This is a genomic window from Nocardiopsis sp. NPDC006938, from assembly GCF_042869555.1.
In the GTDB taxonomy this organism is placed as follows: Bacteria; Actinomycetota; Actinomycetes; order Streptosporangiales; family Streptosporangiaceae; genus Nocardiopsis.
Genome location: NZ_JBIAGA010000006.1, coordinates 257,756 through 282,112, shown reverse-complemented (window position 1 = coordinate 282,112; position 24,357 = coordinate 257,756). Strand labels below are relative to the sequence as shown.

General features: G+C 72.8%; 16 protein-coding genes and 1 pseudogene. 9 read left to right on the top strand and 8 right to left on the bottom strand.

Annotated elements, in window-relative coordinates; genetic code table 11:
- Positions 1–48: 48 nt before the first annotated feature.
- Together ACFYL4_RS12635 and ACFYL4_RS12630 are read right to left on the bottom strand one after the other, a co-directional pair.
- Positions 49–690: a response regulator gene (locus ACFYL4_RS12635; RefSeq protein WP_357760764.1), complete on the bottom strand. Its 642-nt coding sequence runs from the start codon at positions 688–690 to the stop codon at positions 49–51.
- A gap of 6 nt (positions 691–696) precedes the next feature.
- Positions 697–5,106, bottom strand: coding sequence for a HAMP domain-containing protein (locus ACFYL4_RS12630; protein ID WP_387518379.1), 4,410 nt, complete (start codon positions 5,104–5,106; stop codon positions 697–699).
- Between the two features lie 440 nt (positions 5,107–5,546).
- Between ACFYL4_RS12630 and ACFYL4_RS12625 the strand changes: the two genes are divergently transcribed.
- Positions 5,547–7,712 (top strand): SpoIIE family protein phosphatase, encoded by a 2,166-nt coding sequence (locus tag ACFYL4_RS12625; protein WP_357760814.1) that lies wholly within the window; start codon positions 5,547–5,549, stop codon positions 7,710–7,712.
- Positions 7,713–7,757: 45 nt separating this feature from the next.
- Here ACFYL4_RS12625 and ACFYL4_RS12620 read toward each other — a convergent pair whose 3' ends face one another.
- The gene (locus ACFYL4_RS12620) at positions 7,758–8,363 is read right to left on the bottom strand and encodes a response regulator transcription factor (protein ID WP_357760758.1); all 606 of its coding nucleotides are present in this window, start codon (positions 8,361–8,363) and stop codon (positions 7,758–7,760) included.
- Positions 8,364–8,581: 218 nt separating this feature from the next.
- Here ACFYL4_RS12620 and ACFYL4_RS12615 point away from each other — a divergent pair, with 218 nt between their 5' ends.
- The 3 genes from ACFYL4_RS12615 (at position 8,582) to ACFYL4_RS12605 (ending at position 12,358) form a co-directional block, all read left to right on the top strand.
- Positions 8,582–10,285, top strand: a complete 1,704-nt coding sequence (locus ACFYL4_RS12615; protein ID WP_357760754.1) for a trypsin-like peptidase domain-containing protein — start codon at positions 8,582–8,584, stop codon at positions 10,283–10,285.
- A 348-nt stretch (positions 10,286–10,633) separates the two neighbouring features.
- Positions 10,634–11,893, top strand: coding sequence for a glycosyltransferase (locus tag ACFYL4_RS12610; RefSeq protein WP_387518378.1), 1,260 nt, complete (start codon positions 10,634–10,636; stop codon positions 11,891–11,893).
- 72 nt (positions 11,894–11,965) lie between these two features.
- Positions 11,966–12,358, top strand: a complete 393-nt coding sequence (locus ACFYL4_RS12605) for a DUF4259 domain-containing protein (RefSeq protein WP_387518377.1) — start codon at positions 11,966–11,968, stop codon at positions 12,356–12,358.
- A 291-nt stretch (positions 12,359–12,649) separates the two neighbouring features.
- Here the strand turns inward: ACFYL4_RS12605 and ACFYL4_RS12600 are convergent, their stop codons facing one another.
- The 3 genes from ACFYL4_RS12600 to ACFYL4_RS12590 form a co-directional block, all read right to left on the bottom strand.
- A complete protein-coding gene (locus ACFYL4_RS12600) occupies positions 12,650–14,281 on the bottom strand; it encodes an ATP-binding protein (RefSeq protein WP_387518375.1) in 1,632 nt (543 codons plus the stop codon).
- A gap of 5 nt (positions 14,282–14,286) precedes the next feature.
- A complete protein-coding gene (locus ACFYL4_RS12595; protein WP_357760739.1) occupies positions 14,287–14,985 on the bottom strand; it encodes a response regulator transcription factor in 699 nt (232 codons plus the stop codon).
- An 83-nt stretch (positions 14,986–15,068) separates the two neighbouring features.
- The gene (locus ACFYL4_RS12590) at positions 15,069–16,016 is read right to left on the bottom strand and encodes an HpcH/HpaI aldolase/citrate lyase family protein (RefSeq protein ID WP_387518373.1); all 948 of its coding nucleotides are present in this window, start codon (positions 16,014–16,016) and stop codon (positions 15,069–15,071) included.
- A 193-nt stretch (positions 16,017–16,209) separates the two neighbouring features.
- Here ACFYL4_RS12590 and ACFYL4_RS12585 point away from each other — a divergent pair, with 193 nt between their 5' ends.
- Positions 16,210–18,546: a molybdopterin-dependent oxidoreductase gene (locus ACFYL4_RS12585; RefSeq protein ID WP_387518371.1), complete on the top strand. Its 2,337-nt coding sequence runs from the start codon at positions 16,210–16,212 to the stop codon at positions 18,544–18,546.
- A gap of 10 nt (positions 18,547–18,556) precedes the next feature.
- A complete protein-coding gene (locus tag ACFYL4_RS12580) occupies positions 18,557–18,700 on the top strand; it encodes a type II toxin-antitoxin system RelE/ParE family toxin (RefSeq protein ID WP_387518369.1) in 144 nt (47 codons plus the stop codon).
- Positions 18,701–18,733: 33 nt separating this feature from the next.
- Here ACFYL4_RS12580 and ACFYL4_RS12575 read toward each other — a convergent pair whose 3' ends face one another.
- Entirely contained in the window at positions 18,734–20,884 is a 2,151-nt protein-coding gene (locus ACFYL4_RS12575) for a PrsW family glutamic-type intramembrane protease (RefSeq protein WP_387518367.1), read from the bottom strand.
- Between the two features lie 199 nt (positions 20,885–21,083).
- Between ACFYL4_RS12575 and ACFYL4_RS12570 the strand changes: the two are divergent.
- Together ACFYL4_RS12570 and ACFYL4_RS12565 are read left to right on the top strand one after the other, a co-directional pair.
- Positions 21,084–21,512: pseudogene (locus ACFYL4_RS12570) on the top strand (TetR/AcrR family transcriptional regulator); the annotation flags it as partial.
- Positions 21,513–21,525: 13 nt separating this feature from the next.
- The gene (locus ACFYL4_RS12565) at positions 21,526–22,020 is read left to right on the top strand and encodes an NUDIX hydrolase (RefSeq protein WP_387518365.1); all 495 of its coding nucleotides are present in this window, start codon (positions 21,526–21,528) and stop codon (positions 22,018–22,020) included.
- Positions 22,021–22,107: 87 nt separating this feature from the next.
- On the opposite strand, the gene ACFYL4_RS12560 is transcribed toward ACFYL4_RS12565, so the two are convergent.
- Entirely contained in the window at positions 22,108–23,670 is a 1,563-nt protein-coding gene (locus ACFYL4_RS12560; RefSeq protein WP_387518363.1) for an NAD(P)H-hydrate dehydratase, read from the bottom strand.
- Positions 23,671–23,844: 174 nt separating this feature from the next.
- Between ACFYL4_RS12560 and ACFYL4_RS12555 the strand changes: the two genes are divergently transcribed.
- Entirely contained in the window at positions 23,845–24,282 is a 438-nt protein-coding gene (locus ACFYL4_RS12555) for a hypothetical protein (protein WP_357760715.1), read from the top strand.
- Positions 24,283–24,357 lie beyond the last annotated feature (75 nt).

The following is a 24,357-nucleotide window of genomic DNA, read 5'->3' as shown; positions in this document are numbered from 1 at the left end:
CGCCGCGCCGGGTCTCCCGGTTCCCGGCGCCCCTCCCTCGGTCCCGCGCTACTCGTCGGGCCCGTGCAACGTGTCGACCAGCGTGGACAGTCGCGAGGCGGAGCGGTCGACCCGGCGTACGGCGTCGACCAGCGGCTGGTCGATCTCCTGGTAGCGGTCGACGACGTGCTCGCGTAGGGCGGCGAGGTCGGTCTGGACCTGGCGGGAGCGCTGCGCGAGCTGTTCGGCCAGGACCTTGCCGGGCTCCCCGGTCTCCTGGTTGAGGACCCGTTGCAGCGACCGGGCCTGTTCGCGCATCTGCGCCTTGAGCTGGTGCAGTTCCACGAACACCTCGACCTTGGAGCGCAGCACCCACGGGTCGAACGGCTTGATGAGGAAGTCCACCGCACGCGACGAGTAGCCGCGGAAGACCTGGTGCCGGTCGACCTCCTGGGCGGTCAGGAAGATGATCGGCACGTCCTTGGTCTTCTCGCGCTGCTTGATGTGCGCGGCGGTCTCGTACCCGTCCATGCCGGGCATGATCACGTCGAGCAGGATGACCGCGAAGTCGGTTCCCAGAAGGTGCTTCAGCGCCTCCTCACCGGAGTTGGCCCTGACCAGCCTCTGGTCGAGGGAGGTGAGGGCCGCCTCCAAAGCGATGAGGTTCTCGTCCCGGTCGTCGACGAGAAGGATGTTGGCCTTCTGAGTCACTGCTGGCTACTCCGAGTCTTCGTTCGGGGTGCTACTGCTGCCAGTGTCCCCGTTCGCGTCGTGGTTATCCCTGGTGTCGCTGGTGTCCGTCGCGCCATTGTGCCCGGACGCGGAGGCGTCGGACGCACCGGCCCCGAGGTCGTCGCCCGCGGCGCCCGCCCTGGTCTCCTCCGGGCCCGCGGTGAGCCACCGGCGCATCACGTCCAGGAGGTGGTCCAGGTCGACCGGTTTGGTGACGTAGTCGGTGGCACCGGCCGCGAGGCTGCGCTCCCGGTCCCCCTGCATGGCCTTGGCCGTGAGGGAGATGATCGGCAGGTCCTCGAACTGCGGCATCTCGCGGATGCGCTGGGTGGTCTGGTTGCCGTCCAGCTCGGGCATCATCACGTCCATCAGGACGAGGGAGATGTCCTCGTTGGCCTCCAGCTTCTCGATACCGGTGTGACCGTTGTCAGCGTAGAGGACCTCCAGCCCCTGGGCCTCCAGGGCGCTGGTCAGGGCGAACACGTTGCGCACGTCGTCGTCGACGATCAGCACCCGCTGACCGGCCAGCACGGCGCGCCGTTCGGGGTCGGTCCGGGCCTCCACGGCCTCCTGGGCGTTCTCGGACGCCTCCGCCTCTGAGGGTTCGGGCGCCTTGAGCACCTGCACCATCGGCAGGGGTTCCTCGGTCGTCCCGGAGTCGGTCAGCGCCGCCACGACCGCGTCGAAGTCCTCGTCCGGGAGGTCGAGGTCGTCGTCGGACAGGTCGGTGAGCGAGTCGTACTCGATCCGGCTGGGCTCGAGGGCGGGCACCGGCTCCAGGGTGGTGATCTCGTCGGCGCTCTCCCCGGCGTCCTCGGGCAGGCGCACCGGGAGCAGCAGGGTGAAGGTCGAGCCCTGGTTGGCGACGCTCTGCACCCGGATCTCGCCGCCGAGCAGACGCGCGAAGTTCCGGCTGATGGACAGCCCCAGGCCCGTGCCTCCGAAGCGGCGGGAGGTACCGCCATCGCCCTGGTGGAAGGCCTCGAAGATCACCTGGAGCTTGTCCTCGGCGATCCCGATCCCGGTGTCCGCGACGGTGAACGCGATGACCTCCTCGTTCTCCACGAACATGTCGAGGTCGGTGTCCTCCAGGGCCCAGGCGGGCTCGATCAGCAGCCGCACCTCGCCCTGCGGCGTGAACTTCACCGCGTTGGAGAGCAGGTTGCGCAGGATCTGCTGGAGGCGCTGTTCGTCGGTCCACAGGGTGCCGGGGATGTCCGGTGAGACGTCCACGGCGAACGCCAGCCCCTGTTCCCCGGTGACCGGTCGGAACGTGGCCTCCACGTAGTCGACCAGCTGGGCGATGGACACCTCGCTGGGCTGCACCTCGGCGCGGCCGGCCTCCACCTTGGACAGGTCGAGGATCTCGTCGATGAGGAGCAGGAGGTCGCTGCCGGCCTTGTGGATGGTCTGCGCGAACTCCACCTGCTTCGCGGACAGGTTCTGTTCGGCGTTGTCGGCGAGCAGGCGGGCCAGGATCAGCAGGCTGTTCAGCGGTGTGCGCAGCTCGTGCGACATGTTGGCCAGGAACTCGGACTTGTACTTGGACGAGACCTGGAGCTGGTGGGCGCGCTCCTCCAGAGCGTTGCGCGAACGCTGGATCTGCTGGTTCTGGAGTTCGATCGCGCGGTTCTGGTTGGCCAGCTGGGTGGCCTTCTGCCGCAGCTCGGCGTTCTTGCCGCGCAGTTCCTCCTGCTGGCGCTGGAGTTCGTTGGAGCGCTCGCGCAGCTGGCTGGTGAGCTGCTGGGACTGTTCGAGCAGGTGCTCGGTGCGGTTGTTGGCCAGGATGGTGTTGATGGTGGTGCCGAGCAGGGCCACCAGCTGGCGGAGGAAGTTCTTGTGGATCTCCCGGAACTCGTCGTAGGAGGCGAACTCGATGACGCCGAGCGAACGCCCCTCCGTGACGATCGGGAGGATGTACAGGTGGCGCGGCTGCGCGCCGCCCAGGCCGGACTCGACCGTCACGTAGCCCGGCGGGATGTTCGAGACCTGCTGTTCGACCTGTTGGGAGAGGGCCTCCCCGGCCAGCCCCACACCCTTGCGGATGCGCTGGCGGCCCTCGGGCGGGTCGAAACCGAACCCGGCGTAGAGGCGGAAGACGCCCTCGTTGTCCTGGTCCTCGGGCAGGTAGCAGGCGCCGTGCTGGGCCTCGATCAGCGGCGTCACCTCGGTCATGATGAGGCGGGCCAGCTCGTTGAGGTCGCGGTGGCCCTGGATGTGGCCGGAGATGCGGGCCAGGTTCGACTTGAGCCAGTCGGCGTCGGCCTGGTCGGCGGTGGTCTCGCGCAGGTTGGACACCATCAGGTTGATGTTGTCCTTGAGCTGTTCCATCTCACCGCGGGTGTCGACCTGGATGTTGCGGGTCAGGTCGCCCTTGGCGACGGCGTTGGCGACCTCGGCGATCGCGCGCACCTGCGTGGTGAGGTTGCCCGCCAGACCGTTCACGCTGTCGGTGAGCTGCTTCCACGTGCCGGTGACGCCCTCGACCTTGGCCTGGCCGCCCAGCTGGCCCTGGCTGCCCACCTCGTGCGCGACCCGGGTGACCTCGGTGGCGAAGGCGGACAGCTGGTCGACCATCGTGTTCACCGTCGTCTTCACCTCCAGGATCTCGCCCTGGGCGTTGACGTCGATCTTCTTGGTGAGGTCACCGGCGGCGACGGCGGTCGTGACCTCGGAGATGTTGCGCACCTGCGTGGTGAGGTTGTGCGACATCGAGTTGACGTTCTCGGTGAGGTCGTTCCAGATGCCGGAGACGCCGCGCACGCTCGCGCGCCCGCCCAGCTTGCCCTCGGTGCCCACCTCACGGGCCACCCGCGTCACCTCGTCGGCGAACGCGGACAACTGGTTCACCATCACGTTGATGGTGTCCTTGAGCTCCAGCATCTCGCCCTTGGCGTTGACGGTGACCTTCTTGGTGAGGTCGCCCGCCGCCACCGCCCGCGTGACCATGGAGATCTGCCGCACCTGGTAGGTCAGGTTGTTGGCCATGGAGTTCACGTTGTCCGTGAGGTCCTTCCAGACCCCGGACACGTCGCGCACGTGGGCCTGCCCGGCCAGCTTGCCCTCGGTGCCCACCTCGCGGGCCACCCTGGTGACCTCGTCCGCGAAGGTCGACAACTGGTCCACCATCTTGTTGATGGTGTCCTTCATGTCGAGCATCTCGCCCTGGGCGTCGACCGTGATCTTCTTGCTCAGGTCGCCCTTGGCGACCGCCGTCGTCACCTGCGAGATGTTGCGGACCTGGTAGGTGAGGCTGTTGGCCATCGAGTTGACGTTGTCGGTCAGGTCCTTCCAGATGCCCGACACGCCCTTGACGTTCGCGCGCCCGCCGAGCTTGCCCTCGGTACCGACCTCGCGGGCCACCCTGGTGACCTCGTCCGCCAGGGAGTCGAGCTGGTCGACCATGGTGTTCACGGTGTTCTTCAGGGCCAGCATCTCGCCCTGGACGTCCACCTCGACCTTGCGGGTGAGGTCGCCCCGGGCCACCGCCGTCGTCACCTTGGAGATGTCGCGGACCTGGTTGGTCAGGTTGTCCGCCATGGAGTTCACGTTGTCCGTGAGGTTCTTCCAGATGCCCTGGACCCCGCGGACGTTGGCACGGCCGCCCAGCTTGCCCTCCGTGCCCACCTCGCGGGCCACCCTGGTGACCTCGTCCGCGAACGTGGAGAGCTGGTCCACCATCGTGTTGAAGGTGTCCTTGAGCTCCAGCATCTCGCCCTGGACGTCGATGGTGATCTTCTTGCTGAGATCGCCCCGCGCGACCGCGGTGGTGACGGTGGAGATGTCGCGAACCTGGAGGGTGAGGCGGGACGCCATCTGGTTGACCGACTCGGTCACCTCGCGCCAGGCACCGGAGACGCCCTCGACCCGGGCGCTGCCGCCGAGCTTGCCCTCGGTGCCCACCTCGCGGGCCACCCGGGTGACCTCCTCGGTGAAGCCGCTCATCTGGTCGGCCATCCGGTTCACGGTGTTGGCCAGGCGGAGGATGTCCCCCTTGAGCTCGCCCCGCCGGCCCTCCGTGGAGGCCCGGCGGTTGAGTTCGCCCTCGGCGACGGAGTCGAGCACCCGGGCGACGTCGGTGACGGGCTCGGCGACCTCGTCCAGGAGGACGTTGAGGGCCCGGGCGCTGTTGCCCCACGCGCCCCGTGCCGGGTTGACGTTGACCCGCTCGTTGAGCCGGCCCTCGTCGCGCACCACGTCGCCGACCCGCTGGAGTTCGGTGCTGAGCTGTTCGCTGTGGTCGACCACCTCGTTGAACACCGAGGAGATCTCACGGAGTTTGCCGCTGCCGCGCGACCGGAGCCGGACACTGAAGTCGCCGTCACGCATCCGGTACAGGGCACTCAGGATCTCGTCGAGCTGGTCGTCGGCCAGTTCCGTGACCGCCTCGGGCATGAACCCCTCCTCAATCCCGCACGTCTTCTCGGCCACCGGCCGCGCACGGCCCACGGCGAACGGTCCCGCGCGAACCGGACGCACGGGACACGGGGGTACACGTGTCGCACGCGCACCCCTGGTGACATCCCGTCACGCTACCGTCGCGGAATACCACCCGAAAGAAGCGGATGTGTCGTCTTACACTATCTGCCCGGACCCGGACGCACAGGAGTGTTGGCCAGCTTCCGCGTTCGCTCCTGGCTGACCAGCCTCAGCCTTGGAGGCCGCACGCCCTCCCCGTTCGGCGTTCCCGCACGCGGAGTGACGAGGGCGGGGCCCGATATCGAGGTGGTTCTGGGTTCCCCGGGAGGACGGCGCGCGTATCGTGGCAGTGTCCACCCCTCCCAGACCCGCGCCCAGTGACGAAGGACACCGACGGCTTGGCAGCACAAGACGCGTTGAAGGTCGCACGACGAGAGTTCCCCCCTGCTCCCGAGACCGCGGCGGCCGCCCGAGAGTTCGTGCACGACACCCTCCTCAGCTGGGGCGTGCCCGACCCCTTCGACGACATCATCCTGCTGGTGAGCGAGCTGGTCACCAACGCCGTCATCCACGCGGACTCGGCGTTGGAGGTCGCCGTGCGCCGCACGGAGGGCTCGACCGAGGTGATGGTCACCGACTCCGCGCCCGAGCGCGCCGTCCCGCAGGCCGGACCGCTCGCCGTGGACACCTCCCCCTCCACCGGAGACGAGCGCAGCGGAGGCCTGGGCCTGGCCCTGGCCTCGGCGATCGCCTCCAGCTGGGGCGTGAGCTACGGCCGCAACGACAAGGCGGTGTGGTTCCGGATCGAGGACCGACCCGGCGACCACCCCTCGTTGGAGTCCCCGCCGGTCCGCCGGGGCCCGTCGCGCCCGGTGCGCCCGCCGGCGTGGTCGGCCCTGGACTCCGCGTTGGGCTCCCGGCTGTCCCTGCCCCAGCTGCTGGAACGCACCGTGGAGTACGCGACCACCGCGCTGAGCGGCGACGCCGCCTACGTCGCGCTGGCCACCTCCGACGAGACCATGTGGGAGGTGCGCTCGGCCGTCGGCCTGACCGGCGGGGCCCCGTGGCGGCCGCTGCGGGTGCGCTCCGAGGAGATCTTCCCGTCGGCGGCGCCCGAGCCCGGCCCGGTGATCAACGACGACATGATGATCTCCCGCACCACCAGGGGCGCGCTGGCCAGGGCCGGGATGCGTTCGCTGGTGACGGCGCCGCTGATCGTCGACGGCCGGGTGACCGGTCTGCTCGGTGTGGCCTCCACCCGCGCCCGGCAGTTCGGACCGGCGGCGGCCAAACGCCTCCAGGAGGGCGCGGACCTGATCGCGCTGCCCGTGGAGCGGTCGCGGCTGGCCGAGGTCGAGCTGAGCCGCCGCGCCTCGCTGAGCTTCCTGGCCGAGGCCAGCGACCTGCTCGCGGGCACGCTCGACGAGCGGATGACCGGCGCGCTCGCGGCGCAGCTGATCACCTCGCGGCTGGGCCGGTGGTGCGCCATCCACACCATCAACGAGCTGGGCATCTCCAGGCTCACCCACGTGGTGCACGGAGACGAGAACCTCAACGACGTACTGCGGTCCCTGCTGACCGCGCTGCCCCCGCGCGAACAGCGCGAGCCGGGGCCGCTGTGGGCCCACCAGGACCTGGCCGCCGAGGGGCTGGACGAGCAGATGCCCGGCTCCATAGCGCGCGGCCCGGCGATCAGCATCCCGCTGGTGGCCCACGGACGCGCGCTGGGCCGGATGACCATCGGCAAGAACGAGTCGGACGACTTCACCCGCGAGGAGGCCGACGTCGCCGACGACCTCAGCCGCAGGGTGGCGTCGGCGATGGAGAACGCGCGGCTGCACGAGCGGCACACCTCGATGAGCACGGCGCTCCAGCGCAGTCTGCTGCCGCCCAAGGACAAGGAGCCGGTGATCCCCGGAGTGGACCACGCCGTCTACTACCGGCCCTCCGACGAGCGCAGCGAGGTGGGCGGGGACTTCTACGACGTGTTCTCGGCCAGCGGGCGCTGGTGCTTCGCCATCGGTGACGTGTGCGGTACCGGCCCCGAGGCCGCGGCCGTCACGGGTCTGGCCCGGCACACGCTGCGCGCCCTGGCCCGCGAGGGGTTCACCCCGGCGCACATCATGCAGCGGCTCAACCTGGCGATCCTGGACGAGAACACCTCGACCCGGTTCCTGACGATGCTGTACGGCGAGATGACCCCGGCCACCGACGAGGCGGGCGGGATGCGGGTACGCATGGTCTCGGCCGGGCACCCGCTGCCGCTGCGCCTCAACCAGAAGGGCGAGGTGCAGCCGTTCGGCACGTCGCAGCCGCTGCTGGGCGCCTTCGAGGACGTGGGCTTCAGCACGGAGAGCGTGGACATCCGCCCGGGCGAGGTGGTGCTGGCGGTGACCGACGGCGTCACCGAGCGCCGCAGCGGCTCGGACATGCTCGGCGACGAGGGCCTGATGCGGATCTTCTCCGGCGCGGCCGGGCTCACCGCCCAGGCGGTGATCAGCCGGATCGACCGCGAACTGGAGGAGTACGCCCCCGGTGGCAACTCGGACGACACCGCGATGCTCGTCCTGCGCTTCCTGTAGCCGCTCCCGGGCCTTCGCGGGTGTCGCCCACCAGAGGTGCCCCGCTCAGAGCCAGCCCATGTCCTGGGCGGTGCGGATGGCGGCCATGCGGTTGTCGGCGCCGGTCTTGCCGATGGCGTTGGACAGGTAGTTGCGCACGGTGCCCTCGGACAGGTGCAGGCCCTTGGCGATGCGGGCCACCGTCGCGCCGTCCGCCGCCGCCCGCAACACCTCGGCCTCGCGGTCGGTGAGCGGGCTCTCCCCGCCGACCATCGCGGCGGCGGCCAGTTCGGTGTCGATGTAGCGCCCGCCCTCGTGGACCCGCCGGATGGCCCCGGCGAGCTGCTCCACCGGGGCGTCCTTCGCGAGGAAACCCCGGGCCCCCGAGGTCAGGGCGCGGCGCAGGTACCCGGGGCGTCCGAAACTCGTCAGGATCACCACCCCGCAGCCGGGGGCGCGCTCCTTCAACCGGCCCGCGGCCTCCAGCCCCGTGGCCCCGGGCATCTCGATGTCCAGGACGGCGACGTCGGCGGCGTGTTCCAGGACGGTGTCCACCACGAGGTCGCCCCGGCCGACCTCGGCGACGACCTCCAGGTCGTCCTCCAGGCCCAGGAGCGCGGCGATCGCTCCGCGCACCAGGTGTTCGTCGTCGGCGAGCACGAGCTTGATCACGGGTGGGGCCTTCCCTGTCGGACCGGGTCCTGGGAGCGGAGCGCGGTATCGTTACGGACATTGTGGTACACGGACCCCACTGCTCACGGGGTGCGCCGGTCGGGGCGGGGGCCGGGCGACGACTCGAAACCACGCTGTATCGGGCTCTCACCCTGTTCTAACCCACGCCCTCCAAGATGAGGCAAGTCAGTACATCGTCCCGTCAGTCGGAGGATGAGTTGCACCCGAACGACCCGAGTGAAAGCCCGGAGACCGGTGCTGGAGCGGAGCGCGGCGACGCCGAGCACGGTCCCACCGGGTCCGGTGCCGCCGACCAGCCCCGGACCGGTGAGGAGCGCCCCTTCGAGGACTCCCTCTTCGACGACGACCGAGCGCCCGGCCAGGAGGCTCCGGGCGCGCCCGCCGCGCCCGGCCCGTCCGCGCCCCGGTTCACGGCGCCCGAGGGGCCCGAGCCCGGCTGGGCGACCGGCCCCAACGACACGGACCGCGCCTCCTACGTCTTCCCCGGCCCGGACGGACAGCCCGGCCCCACCAGTCACCCCGAACCCGCCCCGGCGGACGCTCCGGCCGGCCACCACGGCGCGGGCCCCGCGGCTCCGGGAGCACCGTTCGGCGCACCCCGGGCACCGGGCCCCCAGGGACACCAGCCCCCCGGAGCACCGCACCAGGGTCCGCACACGGCGACGTTCATGGCGGGCGCGTACGGCGGCCCCCAGGCTCCGGGCGGCTTCGGCCCCGGACAGCCCCACGGCCCCCAGCAGACGGGTCCCTTCGGACCCCCTCCCCACTTCGGCCCGGGCCACCCCGGCCAGCCGCAGGAGCAGCGCCGGCGCGGCACCGGCCGGATCGTGGCGGTGGCCGCGGTGACCGCCCTGGTCACCAGCCTGATCGTGGGCCCGACCGCCGCCCTGGGCACCGCCTACCTCATGCCCGGCGGGTCACCCATCAGCTCGCTCACCGGCGAGCAGGGCACGACCGCGACCGAGGGCGCCGTGGGCGAGGTCGCCGACCAGGTACTGCCGAGCGTGGTCTCCATCCAGACCAGCGCGGGCGGCGGCAGCGGCGTGATCATCTCCTCCGACGGCCAGGTCCTGACCAACGCGCACGTGGTGGAGGCGGCCGGTGACGGCCCCCTGCTGGTGCGGTTCAACGACGGCAGCACGGCGGAGGCCGAGCTGCTGGGGGCCGACCCGGTCTCCGACATCGCGGTGCTCCAGGCCAAGGACCGCACCGACCTCACCCCGGCGACGCTCGGCGACTCCGACCAGGTCGGCGTCGGCGGCGACGTGGTGGCGATCGGTTCGCCGCTCGGCCTGTCCGGCACGGTGACCACGGGCGTGGTCAGCGCGCTCAACCGCCCGGTGAACACCGGCGCCACCGAGAGCGGCAACAGTCAGACGGCGACGGTGATCAACGCGATCCAGACCGACGCCGCGATCAACCCCGGCAACTCCGGCGGCCCGCTGGTGAACATGGCCGGCGAGGTGATCGGCATCAACACCGCCATCGCCGGGCTGTCCCAGGAGAGCGGGTCGGTGGGCCTGGGGTTCGCGATCCCCATCAACCAGGTCCGGCCGATCACCGAGCAGCTGATCGAGACCGGCAGCGCGAGCTACCCGGCCATCCAGGCCACCATCGCGCCCAGCCGGGTCGGTGGCGCACAGATCATGGAGCTGACCAAGGACGGGGCCGCCGAGAAGGCGGGGCTGGAGGTCGACGACGTGATCGTCGCGGTGGACGGCGACGAGGTGTCCTCGCCGGACCAGCTGATCGCCCGTATCCGCGCCCTCCGGCCCGGCGACGAGGTCACCCTGGGCGTGTTGCCGGGTGGCAGCGGCTCCGAGCGGGAGGTGACGGTGACGCTGGGCGAGCAGGGGGCCGCGTCGGCGCAGGAGGAGACCCCGGAGATCGAGGAGGACTGACGGGGGCGTCTTCCTTCCCTTTCTCCGATCCCCGGACGGGGGCGGACCGGTCACGGGGGCCGGTCCGCCCCCGTCCGCTGTCCGGGGCCGGTTCGGGGCGCGCGGCGGGGGTTCGCGGCGGGGCGCGCGGCGGGGGTTCGCGGCGGGGCCTCTTCGGACGCGCCCGTGGTGACGTGCCCCGCCTTGATGGTCACTGAGGGTATTCTGCCCTGCGCCGTGTGCTACGTCGCCGGTCGCCTCGGCGTCACCGGAAGGTCGGCGACGGTCCATACCGGTGGACCACACTCGTGGTACACCGCACCGGACCAGAGCACGGCCCAGCCGCTCGACGCCTCCAGGAGAACCGGTATGTCCACGTCCTTCGCACCACATTCCCCCACCGCCCCCCGTGCTCCGGAGAGGGGTCGCGGGGGCCGTCGCGTCCGGGTGCTGATCGGCACCGACACCTACCCTCCCGACGTGAACGGCGCCGCCTACTTCACCGCGCGACTGGCCCACGGGCTCGCCGAACGCGGCGCCGACGTGCATATGCTCGGCCCCTCCCCCACCGGCCGCCCCTACGTGAGCGAACAGGACGGCGTGGTGGAGCACCGGTTGCGCTCCATGCCGTCGCTGGCCCACGAGAGCGTGCGGCTGGCGCTGCCGCCCGGGGTGCGCGGGCACCTGAACCAGCTCCTGGGGCGTCTGCGCCCGGACACCGTGCACATCCAGAACCACTTCCTGGTCGGCCGGATGCTCGCCCGCGCCGCGCGCGTCCACGGTGTCCCGGTGGTGGCCACCAACCACTTCATGCCCGAGAACCTCTTCGACCCCCTGCGGGTCCCCGGGCCGCTGCGCCCCTACGCGGCCCGCCTGGCCTGGTGGGACCTGGGCCGCGTGCTGGCCGGGGCCGAGCACGTGACCACCCCGACCCCGGCCGCCGCGGGGCTCCTCACCGACCAGGGGTTCGCCCGGCCGGTGGAGCCGGTCTCCTGCGGCATCGACCTGGTCCGCTTCCAGCCGCTGTCCGCCGACGCCCCCGCGGCCGACCGGAGGCGCCTGCGGGAGCGGCTCGGCGTCCCCGACCGCCGGACGATGCTGTTCGTGGGCCGCCTGGACGAGGAGAAGAACGCCGACGAGCTGGTGCGGGCGGTGACGCTCCTGCCCGACACGCAGCTGGTGCTGGCTGGGCACGGCGCGCAGCGGACCCGGTTGGAGGAACTGGCCCGCGCGGAGGGGGTGGCCGACCGGGTGGTCTTCCTCGGGTTCGTCTCCCATGAGGACCTGCCCGACGTGTTCCGGTGCGCGGACGTGTTCACCATCGCGGGCACCGCGGAACTCCAGAGCATCGCGACCCTGGAGGCCATGGCCAGCGGACTGCCCGTGGTGGCCGCCGACGCGATGGCCCTGCCGCACCTGGTGGAGGAGGGGCGCAACGGCTACCTGTACCGGCCCGGTCGGCCCGGGGAGCTGGCGGAGCGGCTGCGCCTGGTGGTGGAGGACGAGGGAACGCGGCGGCGGATGGGGGCGCACAGCAGGCTGATGGCGTCCCGGCACCGTCTGGAGGACTCGTTGGAACGCTTCGAGCGCATCTACGAGGAAGCGGTGGCGGGCACCGGCCCGAGGTAGGGCGCGGGGACGCCCCGAAACGTCGGAACCGCCTGCTTCGATGGCGGTGACCGGCGGGAACGAGAGGGCGTCATGGGCACCTGGGGTAGTGGGAACTTCGAGAGCGACACGGCGGCAGACCACCTGGCGGGGGTGGTCGACCGGCTCGTCGGCGAGGTCGCCTCGGCGATGTCCGGCGACCCGGTCGCACTGGAGGCCGACGAGTACTGGGGCACGGCGCTGCCGTGCCACCTGGAGTTGTTGTACGTGCTGGCCCGGGAGGGCTACTCGGGCGGGCGCCTGCCCTCCCGCGAGGTGGTGCTGGGGTGGCGCCGGGACTTCATGGCGGCGTGGGAGCGGAGCATCGACGGACTGGAGCCCGCACCGGAGTTCAGGGAGGAGCGCCGGGCCGTGCTGCACCTGACCTTCGACCGGCTCGCCGAGGCCACCGCCCCGGGTCCCGGGGGTCCCGGGGACGTCGTCTAGGGCGGGGCGCGGGGAGGGCGCACCCTGGCGGGCGGGCGGCGGGGCGCGGGAGGACACCGGGCGCGAACGCGGCGCGAACCGGGCGAAGGGCCTCCGGCTCTCCGGCAACCCGGCTCTCCGGGAGTCTGGCAGTTCGGCAGCTCGGCTCTCCGGGAGTCCGGGAGTCCGGTGTGGTGCTCACGCTGTGGTGCGCGGTGACGCTCGGCGGGACCGCAGGTCCGTGCGGCGGGGCCGGGGCCGTCCATCCCCGGCACCCCGTCACCCCCGCGACCCCGGGCACCCCTCATGCCCCTACCGCCCCTGGGGTCCCTGGGGTCCCTGGGGTCCGAACTGGCCCGGTCGCCCCGGTGACACGTCCCCCGGAGGTCGGTACGTCGGCAGCCAGAGGCCGATCACCAGCCCGCCGCCCTCGCGGTTGCGGGCGAACACTCCGCCGCCGTGCGTGTGCGCGATCTCCTGCACCATGGCCAGCCCCAGCCCCGAACCAGGCAGGCCGCGCGCGACCGTGGCCCGGTAGAAGCGCTCGAACAGGTGCCCGATCTCGGCCGGGTCCACACCCGGCCCCCGGTCCATGACCTCCACCGCGCCCTGACGGACCCGGATGACGATCGGGCTGTTCCCCTCGGGATCGAACTTGGCGGAGTTCTCCACCGGGTTGGCCAGGGCCCTCTCCAGTGAGCCAGGGCGCCCCCAGACCACGCTGTCGTCGGCGTCCACCAGGATCTCCCGCCCGGTGCGGCGGCGGCTGCGCGCCGCCACCCGCTCGGCGACGTCGGCGAGCGCGACCGGGCTCGGGGACTCGTCCTCGTGGTTGCCGGTGGCCAGGCCGACCAGCTCGTTCACCAGGCCGGTGAGTTCCCGGGTCTCCCCCTGGAGGTCGTCGATGAGCCGCTGGCGGGCCTCCGGGCTGAGCCGGTCCACCCTGCCCAGCACCTGGACGTTGGTGTGCAGGCTGGTGAGCGGGGTCCGCAGCTCGTGCGCGGCGTCCTGGACCAGTCGGCGCTGTTCGTCCTTGGAGCGGGCCAGGCGGGCCAGCATGGCGTTGAACGCGCTGCTGAGCCGCCCCACCTCGTCGTGGCCCGGCTCGTCCGGGCCGCCGACGGACCCCGCCTCGACGGTCGGGTCGGCGACCCCGACGCGGTTCGGTGTGACCGGGTCCAGTCGGCCGGTGGAGCTCACGTACTCGGCGGCGTCGGTGAGCCGGACCAGGCGTCCGGTGATGCGGTGACCCACCAACCAGCCCACGGACGCCGCGCACAGGGCGACCAGCAGCCCCACCCAGAGGATCTGGAAGGCCAACCGGCCGATCATCTGTTCCACCGGCGACAGCCGTTGCAGGAGCTGGATCGCTCCGCGCCCCTCCCCCAGGGACACGGTGCCCACCCGGTACTCCTGTTCCTGGACCTGGGTCTCCCGGGTGTCGACGAGTCCGGCCTCGGCCGCCCGCGCCACCTCCAGGTCGGCGGGGCTGGGTTGGAAGGACGACAGTTCGTGCCGGTTCGCGAGCAGCTGCGCCCAGGTGCCGTCGGGGGTGAGGATCTGCGCGTCCAGGCTGCCCGGGGCCAGGAACGTGAAGGTGTTGCCGTCGGGGGCGCCCTGGTTGTTCTCGGCGGAGATCTCCAGCTGCCGGGACAGGTTCTGCACGGCCTCGTCGAACTCGCTCTCGGCGTCGGCCCTGATGAGCGCGGCCGCCGTGCTGTAGGCCAGGGTGCCGACGAGCGCGATGGTGACCGCCGCGACCAGGGCGAACAGCACCGCGAAGCGGGTGCCGAGCCGCCACTCGCCCGGGTGCAGGACCACGCTCGCGCGCGGACCGGCGCCGGGTGTCCCGGTCGCGTCGCCCGTGCCGCTCGAACCGGTCGTGTCGGTGGGGGCCGGGCCCGTCCCGGTGACGGGCGGCCGCTCGGACGCGGGGTCGGTCATCGGGCTCACCCCTGGGGACGCAGCGTGTACCCGACGCCCCGGACGGTCTGGATCAACGGAGGCCCGCCGTCCTCCAGCTTGCGGCGCAGGTAGCTGATGTAGACCGCGAGGTTCTTGGACTCCGGGCCGAAGTCGTAGCCCCAGATGCGGTCGTAGATGGTGGCGTGGTCCAACACGATGCCGGTGTTGCGCATGAGGAGTTCGAGGAGGTCGAACTCGGTCTTGGAGAGCTCGATCTCGCGTTCGCCCCGCCAGACCCGGCGGGCCCGGGCGTCCAGCCGTAGTTCGCCCGCCCGCAGGGGTGCGTCGCCGTCGACCTCCTCGGGGACGGGGGCGGCCCGGCGCAGCAGCGCGCGCAGCCGCGCCAGGAGCTCGTCGAGCTCGAAGGGCTTGGCCAGGTAGTCGTCGGCCCCGGCGTCCAGCCCGGCCACCCGTTCGGGGGTCTCCACCCGTGCGGTCAGCATGAGGATGGGGGTCCGGTCGTGCTCGGCCCGGAGGACTCGGGCCACGCCGAGCCCGTCCACCCCGGGCATCATCACGTCGAGGACGAGCAGGTCCACGGGGTCGGAGTGGACGGCGGCCAGGGCCTGGACGCCGTCCGCCACCGTCCGCACCGTGTACCCCTCCAGCTGGAGGGCGCGTTCCAGGGACTCCCGGATGGCCCGGTCGTCGTCGGCGATCAGGACGGTGGCGGTGCTTTCCATGGGCACATGCTCTCCCACCTTGGTGAGAGGGCGGTAAGAGGCGGGCCGGAGCGGTACGAGACGGCGGGCCGAGCGGGCCGGGATCAGGCCCCGGGGTCGAACGAACGGGTGCGGGAGAGCCCGGCCGCCCGGCCCTTGCCCGCCACGACCAGCGCCATCTTGCGCGAGGCCTCGTCGAGCATCTCCTCACCCAGCATCACGGCTCCGCGCCGGTCCACGGTGGTGGCGTGCGCGTAGGCGTCCAGGATCAGCTCGGCGTGGTCGTAGTCCTCCTGGGAGGGGGCGAACGCCTCGTTGACCGCCTCCACCTGGAGCGGGTGCAGCACCCACTTGCCGTCGAACCCGAGGGCGGCGGTGCGCCCGGCCGCGCGGCGCAGGGCGTCGACGTCGCGGATCTGGAGGTAGGGCCCGTCGATGGCCTGGAGCCCGTGGGCGCGGGCGGCGACGAGGATGCGCATGAGGACGTGGTGGTAGGCGTCGCCGGTGTCGTAGCCGGGCGGCTGCTCGCCCACGACCAGGCTCTTCATGTTGACCGAGGCCATGAAGTCGGCGGGTCCGTAGACCAGCGTCTCCAGGCGGGGCGAGGCGGCGGCGATGCGGTCCACCTCGACCAGGCCCCGGGCGTCCTCGATCTGGGCCTCGATCCCGATACGGCCGACCGGCAGGCCGCTGGCGCGTTCGATCTGGGTGAGGAGGGTGTCCAGCCAGTGGACGTCGCGGGCGGCGGTGACCTTGGGCAGCACGAGGGTGTCGAGGTGGGCTCCGGCGCCCTCGACCACGGCGATGACGTCGCGGTAGGCCCACTCGGTGGCGACGTCGTTGACGCGCACCGACCGGACGCGCCCCCGCCAGCCGCCGTCGTTGAGCGCCCGGACCACGGTGGCGCGGGCGTCCTCCTTCTCCGAGGGGGCGACGGCGTCCTCCAGGTCGAGGAAGAAGGCGTCGGTGTCCAGTTCCCGGGCCTTCTCCACGAACCGGGGGTTGGACCCCGGAACCGCGAGTACCGACCGCCGTGACCTGAGCTCTCCCATCGTCGCCCGCTCCCCTGTCGTTTCGTGTGCGCTGGTGTGTGCCGGTGCGCGCGCCGGTGGGCGCCGCGCGGATCATCATCGCACCGTGCCGGGCGCCGCACGAGGCGCGCCCCCGTGCGCTGCGTAGAGTGTGAGCCGACGCGGGGGCCGTGCCGCCGCACGGGGACACGCAGGGAACACACGGGGAGTACACATGTCCGCCACGCTTCGCCCGACCAGTGCCCACTGGGGCAGTTACCAGGTCGAGGTCGACGACGGCCGGGTGGTCGGTGTCCGCGCGAACCCGGACGACCCGGCGGCCTCGCCGGTCATGGGGAACACCCCGGGCGCCCAGCACCACCGCTCCCGGGTGGCCCGGCCGGCGGTGCGCCGTCGGTGGCTGGAGCACGGACCGGGCCCCGACCCGCGCCGCGGTGACCCCGGGGACGCGTACGTGGAGGTGGAGTGGTCCACCGTTCTGGACCTGCTCGCCGGTGAGCTGGACCGGGTGCGCACCGAGCACGGCAACGAGGCGATCTACGGCGGCTCCTACGGTTGGGGCAGCGCGGGCCGCGTCCACCACGCGCAGAGCCAGCTGCACCGGTTCCTCAACACCCTCGGCGGGTACACGCGGTCGGTGAACACCTACAGCCACGCGGCCCTGGAGGTGCTGTTCCCGCACCTGATCGGGGTGCGGGACGCGAACCGGCTGTTCAGCCGGGTGCCGTCCTGGGAGCACATCCGTGAGCACACCGAGCTGCTGGTGAGCTTCGGCGGGCTGCGGGTGTCCAACACGTGGACGACCTCGGGCGGGCGCGCGGCCCAGACCTCGGGGCCGGCGATGCGCGCGGCCTCGGACGCCGGGGTGGAGTTCGTGTCGGTGTCGCCGTTGCGCGACGACACCGACCCGGGGGTGAAGTCCGTGTGGGTCTCGCTCCGTCCGGGGACCGACACCGCCGTGATGCTGGCGCTCGTGCACGTGCTGTTCGCCGAGGGGCTGGCCGACACCGCCTTCCTGGACCGCTACACCGTGGGCGCCGACCGGTTGCGCGCGTACGTGAACGGCGAACGCGACGAGCGCGGGCACCCGGGCGGAGTGGAGCGCTCCCCCGAGTGGGCGGAGCGGGTGAGCGGGGTGCCCGCCGCCGACCTGCGCGCGCTGGCGCGGCGCATGGCGGACAAGCGGACCCTGGTGAACGTGGGCTGGTCGCTCCAGCGGGCCCGGTACGGCGAGCAGCCGCTGTGGGCGGGGCTGGCGCTGGCGTGTGTGCTGGGGCAGGTGGGGTTGCCGGGAGCCGGGTTCGCCTCGGGGTACGGGTCCATGGGCAACTACGGCGGCGGGGCCACGCCGCTCGGGCTTCCGCGTATGCCGCAAGGGAACAACGCCGTGCGTACCTCGATCCCGGTGGCGCAGGTCAGCGACATGCTGCTGCGACCCGGGCAGGCCTACGACTTCAACGGCGAGCGCCGTGTCTTCCCGGACATCAGGCTCGTGTACTGGGCGGGTGGCAACCCCTTCCACCACCACCAGGACCTGGCCCGGCTGACCACCGCCTTCGGCCGCCCGGACACGGTGGTGGTGCACGAGACGCACTGGACGGCGACCGCGCGCCACGCCGACATCGTGATCCCCGCGACCACCGTGCTGGAGCGCGACGACCTCGCCGCGAGCCAGGGCGACCTGGCGGTACGGGCGATGCCGCGCGTGGTCGAGCCGCACGGGCAGGCGCGCGACGAGTACGACACCTACGCCGACCTGGCCGAGCGCCTGGGTGTGCGGGAGGAGTTCACCGAGGGGCGGACCAGCGGCGAGTGGGCGCGGACGGTCTACGAGCGGTGGCGGGCGCTGCTGGCCCGCCGGGACCTCACCGTCCCGGACTTCGACGGGTTCTGGGAGCGGGGGCGGATCGACATGCCCGCCCGGGTCGAGGACGAGACCCACCTGGGCGAGTTCCGGCGGGACCCCGACGGCCACGCCCTGCGGACTCCGAGCGGTCGGATCGAGCTGTACTCGGAGACCATCGCGGCGTTCGGCTACGAGGACTGCCCCGGGCACCCGGTGTGGCTGCCCGGCCCGGTGGTGACCGGGGCCGACGACCCGGAGCGGCCACTGGTGCTGGTCGCCAACCAGCCCAACACCCGGCTGCACAGCCAGCAGGACATGGGCGGGTACAGCGCCTCCCGGAAGGTCGGCGGCCGCGACCCGCTGCGCATGCACCCCGACGACGCCGACCGGGCCGGGGTCGTCGACGGCGACGTGGTGCGGGTGTCGAGCGCCCGGGGATCGTGCCTGGCCGGACTCGTGGTGAGCGACGCCCTCAGACCGGGGGTGGTCCAGTTGTCCACGGGCGCCTGGTACGACCCGTCCGGTACCGGCGTGACCTGTGCGCACGGCAACCCGAACGCGCTCACGGAGGACGTGGGCACCTCGTCGCTGTCCCAGGGGTGCACGGGCCAGTTGACGCGGGTGCGGGTGGAGCCGTACGCGGGCGCCCCTCCCCGGGTCCGCGCCTTCGATCCCCCCGTGGGCGTGGAACCGTACGAGGGCTGACCCGGGCCCGGTGGGCAAGCCCTTGGAGGAGCCCTTCGCCGGACTCCACTCGGCGCGGCGCGGGACCTACCGGATCATCTACCGCATCGACCCCGGCAAGGACGTGGTCGAGATCCATTCCATTCGCCACCACCGGGATGCCCACCACTCCTGAGACCCGCCCCGCCGCCGCGACGACGCGCCGCGCTCAGCGGCGGATCAGGTGGTTCACCCGGACGGGCAGGAGCATTCCGGCCAGCCCCAGGAACGCGTACCCGACCTGTCCGGGGGCGAGCATCCCGAGGATCGCTCCGGTGTTGGACGTGGGGGCGCGCAGGAACTCCCCCATGCGTGGGTGCGCGTGGGGCACCGCGTTGCCCACGGTGAGCAGCGACAGCACGGCCAGGCCCGTGAGGGCGGTCCACACCAGCGTGGCGGTGTCGGCGCCGCTGAGCCAGCCCAGGAACAGCTCCAGGGAACGGACCGCGTATCCGGGGGTTCCCTCGGCCGTGACACCGGCCACGACACCGGGCACCGGCCCGGCACCGAGCAGCAGCAGCGCCGCGGCGGACACCACGATGCCGGTGGTCCCGGCCAGGCCGATGCGGCGGGCCAGCTCGCGGGCGTGGCCGTCCAGTTCCCGCTCCGAGGGGTAGCGGCGCCAGTCCCTGCCCCGGGAACAGGCCTCGCCCATGGCGTTCGCACGGCGCCAGCGCAGGAAACGCCACGTGTCGGCCAGCGCCCCCGGCCCCCGCTTGGCGGCCATGGTGGCGGTGGCGAGCTCGTGGGCGACGGTGGTGACCGTGACGACCAGGGTGACCGGGAGGTTCACCCAGGAGAGCGCGATCCGGCGGAAGAGCGGGGCGATGTCGGCCGGGATACGCACCCGCAACGCCACCGACCGGCCGTTCGCCCAGCGCCGGAGCCCCGGGAAGGGGGTCCGGCCGGGCAGCGCGGGCGTGGTCTCCGCCGCCGTCGCGATCACCCGGTAGTCCATGGCCACAGCGAACAGCAGGGCGGTCAGCAGCAGCCACGGGGTGAGCGCCCCGGCGCCGAAGAGGGTGTGCACGAAGGTGGAGACCGTGTCGAGCCGGGCCCCCGCGGCCCGGGCGTTGACGTTCAGGTGGTCCAGGAACACCAGAGCGGCTGCCAGGATCGGCAGCAGCCACAGCCAGCCGCCGTACCTGCGGCCGACGACCGCCAGCCCGAGGGTCGCGCCGATCAGCCCGGTGGCGACGGCGTGCCCGGAGTACGGTTCGGGGGCGAGGCCGCTCACCAGCCCGGTCACGGGGTCCGCCAGCGGGGCGGAGATCCCGACGAGCAGGCGCTCGGCCAGCTGGAACCCGGCCCCCGAGGCGGCGGCGAGGAGGAGGAAGTCCACGGCGGACAGTCGGCGCGCCCGGCGGCGGGCCAGCGCCAGCAGGAGGAGCAGCGGGAGGAGCTTGCCCGCCTCCTCCACGGTGACCGCCACGTAGGTCTGGCTGAGGACGTCGTCGGTGCCCCAGCCGAGCGCCTCGCTGACCGCCCCGGACAGCAGGGCCAGCGGCCAGAGCGTCAGGGCGCCGAGGGCGCAGGTCCGTAGGAGCGTGGCGAACGAGACGGTGCGCGAACGGGCCAGCAGCGCCAGCTGGAACAGCAGCAGGTAGGTGAGGAACAGGGCGGGCGGAGCCGCTCCCAGCGCGGGGACGGCCAGGGGCGCCAGCAGGAGGACGCCGAGCACGAGCCACCCCCAGGCGCCGCGCAGTCCGCGCAGGAAGCGGACCGCCCCCGGTCTGCGCTCACGCGCCCGCTCGGCTCTTCGCGCGAGGCGTTCGGCGAGGTCGGGCCCGGGGCCCCGTGGGGCGCGCGCGTGCCGGGCACCGGGTGCGACGCAGTCGTAGTGCTGTGCGGCCCGCAGCAGTTCCGGCCGGTTGCCCTCCTGGGCCCGGGTCGCGAAGTTGGCGCGGGCACCGGGGATGTCGGGGCCGACGATCTCGCGCACGAAGTCGACCGGGCCGGAGGCGACGGTGAGTTCGCTGGCGGAGACCAGGACGGCGGCGGAGAAGTCCTCGACGCACACGAGGAAGTCGGTGGGGGTGGGCCCCCACCCCCGGATGAGGTCGATGAGGGTGTCGGTGTCGAGGGGGACCTCGGTGACCGGGTCGTAGGAGTACTCCGCCCGGGTGCGGCAGACCAGGAGCCGGTCGACGCCCAGGGCCCGGCCCGCCTCGACGACGCCCCGGATGAGGTTGCGGTCGCGCGGCACCACGAAGGGCGTGGTGACCTTGCCGCGTGCCCGAATCCAGGGGGTGGCGAACTCGGTGGGGCCCGCACAGACGCGCAGCACGAGGTCGCGCGCGAGCATCGCCTGTTCTTCCATGGACTTCCTCGTGCCGGGGGGCGGGGGGTGCGGTGCCGTACGCGTCCGGGAGGGAGGCGCGGCCCGGCACGAGCATAACGGCGGGGGCGTCGCGCCGGACAAGCGCGTTCGCGGCAGTCGTCCCGACCAGGTCGGGGGGTGGGGCCGGGGTCCGGGACGAAAGCGAGGGCCTGCGGGTGGGGCGCAGCCGGGGCCGACCGGGCGGGCCCGCACCCTGGAGGAGCTGGTGGAGGTGGCCACCCGCGTCTACCGGACCGACCTGGAACGCGGCTACATCGCCGAGTTCTCCGAACTGGTCGCAGCGGCGGTCACCAAGCCCGAACTGCGCGCCGAGATCAACCAGCGCTCCCAGCCCTGGATCGACTTCGTCGCCGGGGAGTGGGAACGTGTGCTCGGGGGCTCGCCCCTGGGGCGGCTCCTGCCCGCCCGCGAGGTCGCCCACGCGGCGATCACCTTCTACCTGGGGGTCAACCTCTTCTCCGTGCTGGACGAGGACCGCAGCCGGACCGAGGGCGTCTTCGAGCTCGCCGGGACGCTCGCGCCGCGCGCCAGGCTGCTCACCCTGCGCCTGCCGCGCCGGGGGGCCGCCCCCGGGGAGGACGGCCGAACCCCGCCGCACACCGCCTGAGAAGGAGAGCACCGTGAACGTGGACAACGTGGAGATCGCCGAGGGCGTCGTCTTCCCCGACACCGGCGACGGCGAGCGCTGGGTCGCAGGGGCCGTGGTCGTCGACGACCGGGGACGCGCGTTCGCCCAGCGCAGGTCGGCCACCCGCAAGGTGTTCCCGAACTGCTGGGACATCGTCGGCGGCCACGTGGAGGAGGGCGAGACCATGCTCCAGGCGCTGGCCCGCGAGGTCCACGAGGAGACCGGCTGGACCCTCACCGCCGTGGTCGCCGAGCTGTACCGGCTGGACTGGGACCCGGGTGACGGCTCCACCCGCCGCGAGGTGGACTACCTGGTCCGCGTGGACGGCGACCTGTCCGCCCCCGTCCTGGAGGCCGACAAGCACACCGAGTCCATGTGGGTCGACGACTCGCGGCTGCACCTGCTGCGCGACTCCCGCGACCCCGGCGACTACTTCATCACCGACATCGTGCGGCTCGGCTTGGAGGCGGCGCGCGCCCGGACCTGAGGGGTGTGGAACGGCGACGCGGACCGTCATCGCGCGGTCTCCCCCTGCGGCCCGGGCACCCCGGGCGGGCCCGGGGTGGGTCCCGGCTCAGCGCGACGCGCCCAGCACCTCGGCGACCGCCAGGGGCAGGGCGTCCAGCAGGTCGGAGGCGCTGATCGGCGCCCCGCCCCGGGCCAGTCTCGCCGCCCGCCCGTGCAGGTAGGCGGCGCACATCGCGGCGTCCGGCGCGGTGAGCCCCGAGGCCAACAGGGCCCCGGCCACGCCCGACAGCACGTCGCCCGAACCCGCGGTGGCCAGCAAGGGGGTTCCCGTGGGGTTGACCACCGTCCGCTCTCCGGGGTGGGCGATCACCGTCGTCGACCCCTTGAGCAGGACCGTCGACCGGTACAGCCGCGCGGCCCGGGTGGCCTGCTCCAGTCGGTGCGCCTCGATGTCGGCGCGGTCGGTGTCCGGCAGCAGTCGGGACAGCTCGCCCGCGTGCGGGGTGAGCAACGTGTGCGCGTCGCGGCGGTGCAGGAGTTCGGCGAGCGGCACGCTGCTCGCCACCAGGGTGAGGGCGTCGGCGTCGAGCAGGGCGGGGACGTCGCTCTCCAGCAGGGCCCGCAGCTCGTCCGCGTTGGCGGGGTGGGTGCCGCGACCGGGGCCGACCACCACCGCCGAGACCCGCCCCGGGCCGAGGTCGGTACTGCTCCGGGGGTCCATGTGCAGCCCCACGACCTCCGGCCAGCGCGCGATCACCTGGGACAGGACGTCCGGCCCGCCTCCGTAGCGGACCATGCCCACCCCGGTGCGCAGGGCTCCGCCCACGCACAGCACGGCGGCGCCCCGGTACTGGTCGGACCCGGCGCGGACGGCGAGCACGCCCCGGCGGTACTTGTCGTCCTCGGCTGCGGGAACGGGCAGGAGTCGGGCGATGTCCACAGCCTGTGGACGGACGACCCCGGCCTCGGGCAGCTCCGGACCCAGCCCGATGTCGACCAGGCGCACCCGCCCCGCCAGGCCCGCGCCCGGGTCGACGAACAGGCCCGGCTTGTAGGTGCCGAAGGTGACCGTGACGTCGGCGCGCACCGCCCGGCCCGCGACCTCGCCCGTGTCGGCGTCCACCCCGCTCGGGAGGTCCACGGCGACGACGAGGGCGGGTGAGGCCGACGCCAGCCCGGCGAGCGCCGCGTGGGGTTCGCGCAGGCCGCCACGGCCGCCGATCCCCACGAGACCGTCCACGACGAGGTCGGCCTCCAGGACGGCGGCCCGCGCCTCGTCGGCGATCCCGACACCACCCTCCCCGGGCGCACCGGAAACAACCCTGGCCCCACGCACCTCCTCAACCTCCCGTGCACCATCCCCGACCACCCGCCCGCCCGCCGCGAGCAGGGCGGACAACGCCTCGGGGTGCACCGACCGCCCGGCCAACACCGCCCGCACGAAGCAGCCGCGCGCGGCGAGGTCGGCACCGGCGAAGAGCGCGTCGCCGCCGTTGTCGCCGCCTCCGACCAACAGGGTCACCCGGGACCCGTGGACCCGGGGCAGCAGGCGGGCGCAGTGGACGGCCAGCCCCATGGCGGCGCGGCGCATCAGCGCGCCCTCGGGGAGCCGGTCCATGAGCGCCTGTTCGGCCTCGCGGACGGTGCTGACGACGTGGGCGGAGCGCATGGGTCACACCTTTCGAGGGGGCGGTGTCCCCATGGTCGCGCACCGAACCGGGACGCGCCCGCAGGGCGCACACGCGGAGGGTTCCTTCTCGATTACTTTTTGTGGTGACCGCAGGTGAAAGGGGTGAGAGTGGCCCCCGCACCCCGCACTCGAACCCAAGGCGAGGAAGCAGCCATGCCCCCGACGCCCGGATACCGCCGCCTCACCAAGAGCACCGGACAGCCGCTCCGGCCACGGGAGTGGCACCCGATCGCCTTCGACCTGCGCGACGGGAGGCCACCGGCGGACCCGACCGAGCTGGTGGGGACCGCGGAGCCGTCCGGCGCGCTGTACGACCTCGCCCTGGGGGTGACGCTGACCAACATCACCCCGGGGCGCGAGGTGCGGCTGCGCGCGGTGGAGTCGGCGCCGGACGGCGCGGGCGGGTGGCGGACCCACCGGGAGATGCCGGTGGAGGTGACCACGCACTCGGTCGGGCACGGCGGGTTCACGTACGGATGGAAGGACCTTTCTGAGCCGGGCCACCGGGTCCAGCTGTGGGCGGCCCAGTTCGGCGAGGCCGACGCGCACCTGGTGGCGGCGGAGGCCGTGGTGTTCCTCTGGCCCCGTTAGCCACAGGAGACAAATCAGGCCCCAAAAAGAACTCCCAGCCCAGAGATCACTTTCCACACATATAGCTCGTTGTCA

What these genes read in the sequence shown, in the direction of transcription:
- ACFYL4_RS12585 (WP_387518371.1), top strand. Translation starts at nt 16,210, where the DNA reads ATGTCCGCCACGCTTCGCCCGACCAGTGCCCACTGGGGCAGTTACCAG.
- ACFYL4_RS12595 (WP_357760739.1), bottom strand. Translation starts at nt 14,985, where the DNA reads ATGGAAAGCACCGCCACCGTCCTGATCGCCGACGACGACCGGGCCATC.
- ACFYL4_RS12590 (WP_387518373.1), bottom strand. Translation starts at nt 16,016, where the DNA reads ATGGGAGAGCTCAGGTCACGGCGGTCGGTACTCGCGGTTCCGGGGTCC.
- ACFYL4_RS12600 (WP_387518375.1), bottom strand. Translation starts at nt 14,281, where the DNA reads ATGACCGACCCCGCGTCCGAGCGGCCGCCCGTCACCGGGACGGGCCCG.
- ACFYL4_RS12610 (WP_387518378.1), top strand. Translation starts at nt 10,634, where the DNA reads ATGTCCACGTCCTTCGCACCACATTCCCCCACCGCCCCCCGTGCTCCG.
- ACFYL4_RS12605 (WP_387518377.1), top strand. Translation starts at nt 11,966, where the DNA reads ATGGGCACCTGGGGTAGTGGGAACTTCGAGAGCGACACGGCGGCAGAC.
- ACFYL4_RS12560 (WP_387518363.1), bottom strand. Translation starts at nt 23,670, where the DNA reads ATGCGCTCCGCCCACGTCGTCAGCACCGTCCGCGAGGCCGAACAGGCG.
- ACFYL4_RS12555 (WP_357760715.1), top strand. Translation starts at nt 23,845, where the DNA reads ATGCCCCCGACGCCCGGATACCGCCGCCTCACCAAGAGCACCGGACAG.
- ACFYL4_RS12575 (WP_387518367.1), bottom strand. Translation starts at nt 20,884, where the DNA reads ATGGAAGAACAGGCGATGCTCGCGCGCGACCTCGTGCTGCGCGTCTGT.
- ACFYL4_RS12630 (WP_387518379.1), bottom strand. Translation starts at nt 5,106, where the DNA reads ATGCCCGAGGCGGTCACGGAACTGGCCGACGACCAGCTCGACGAGATC.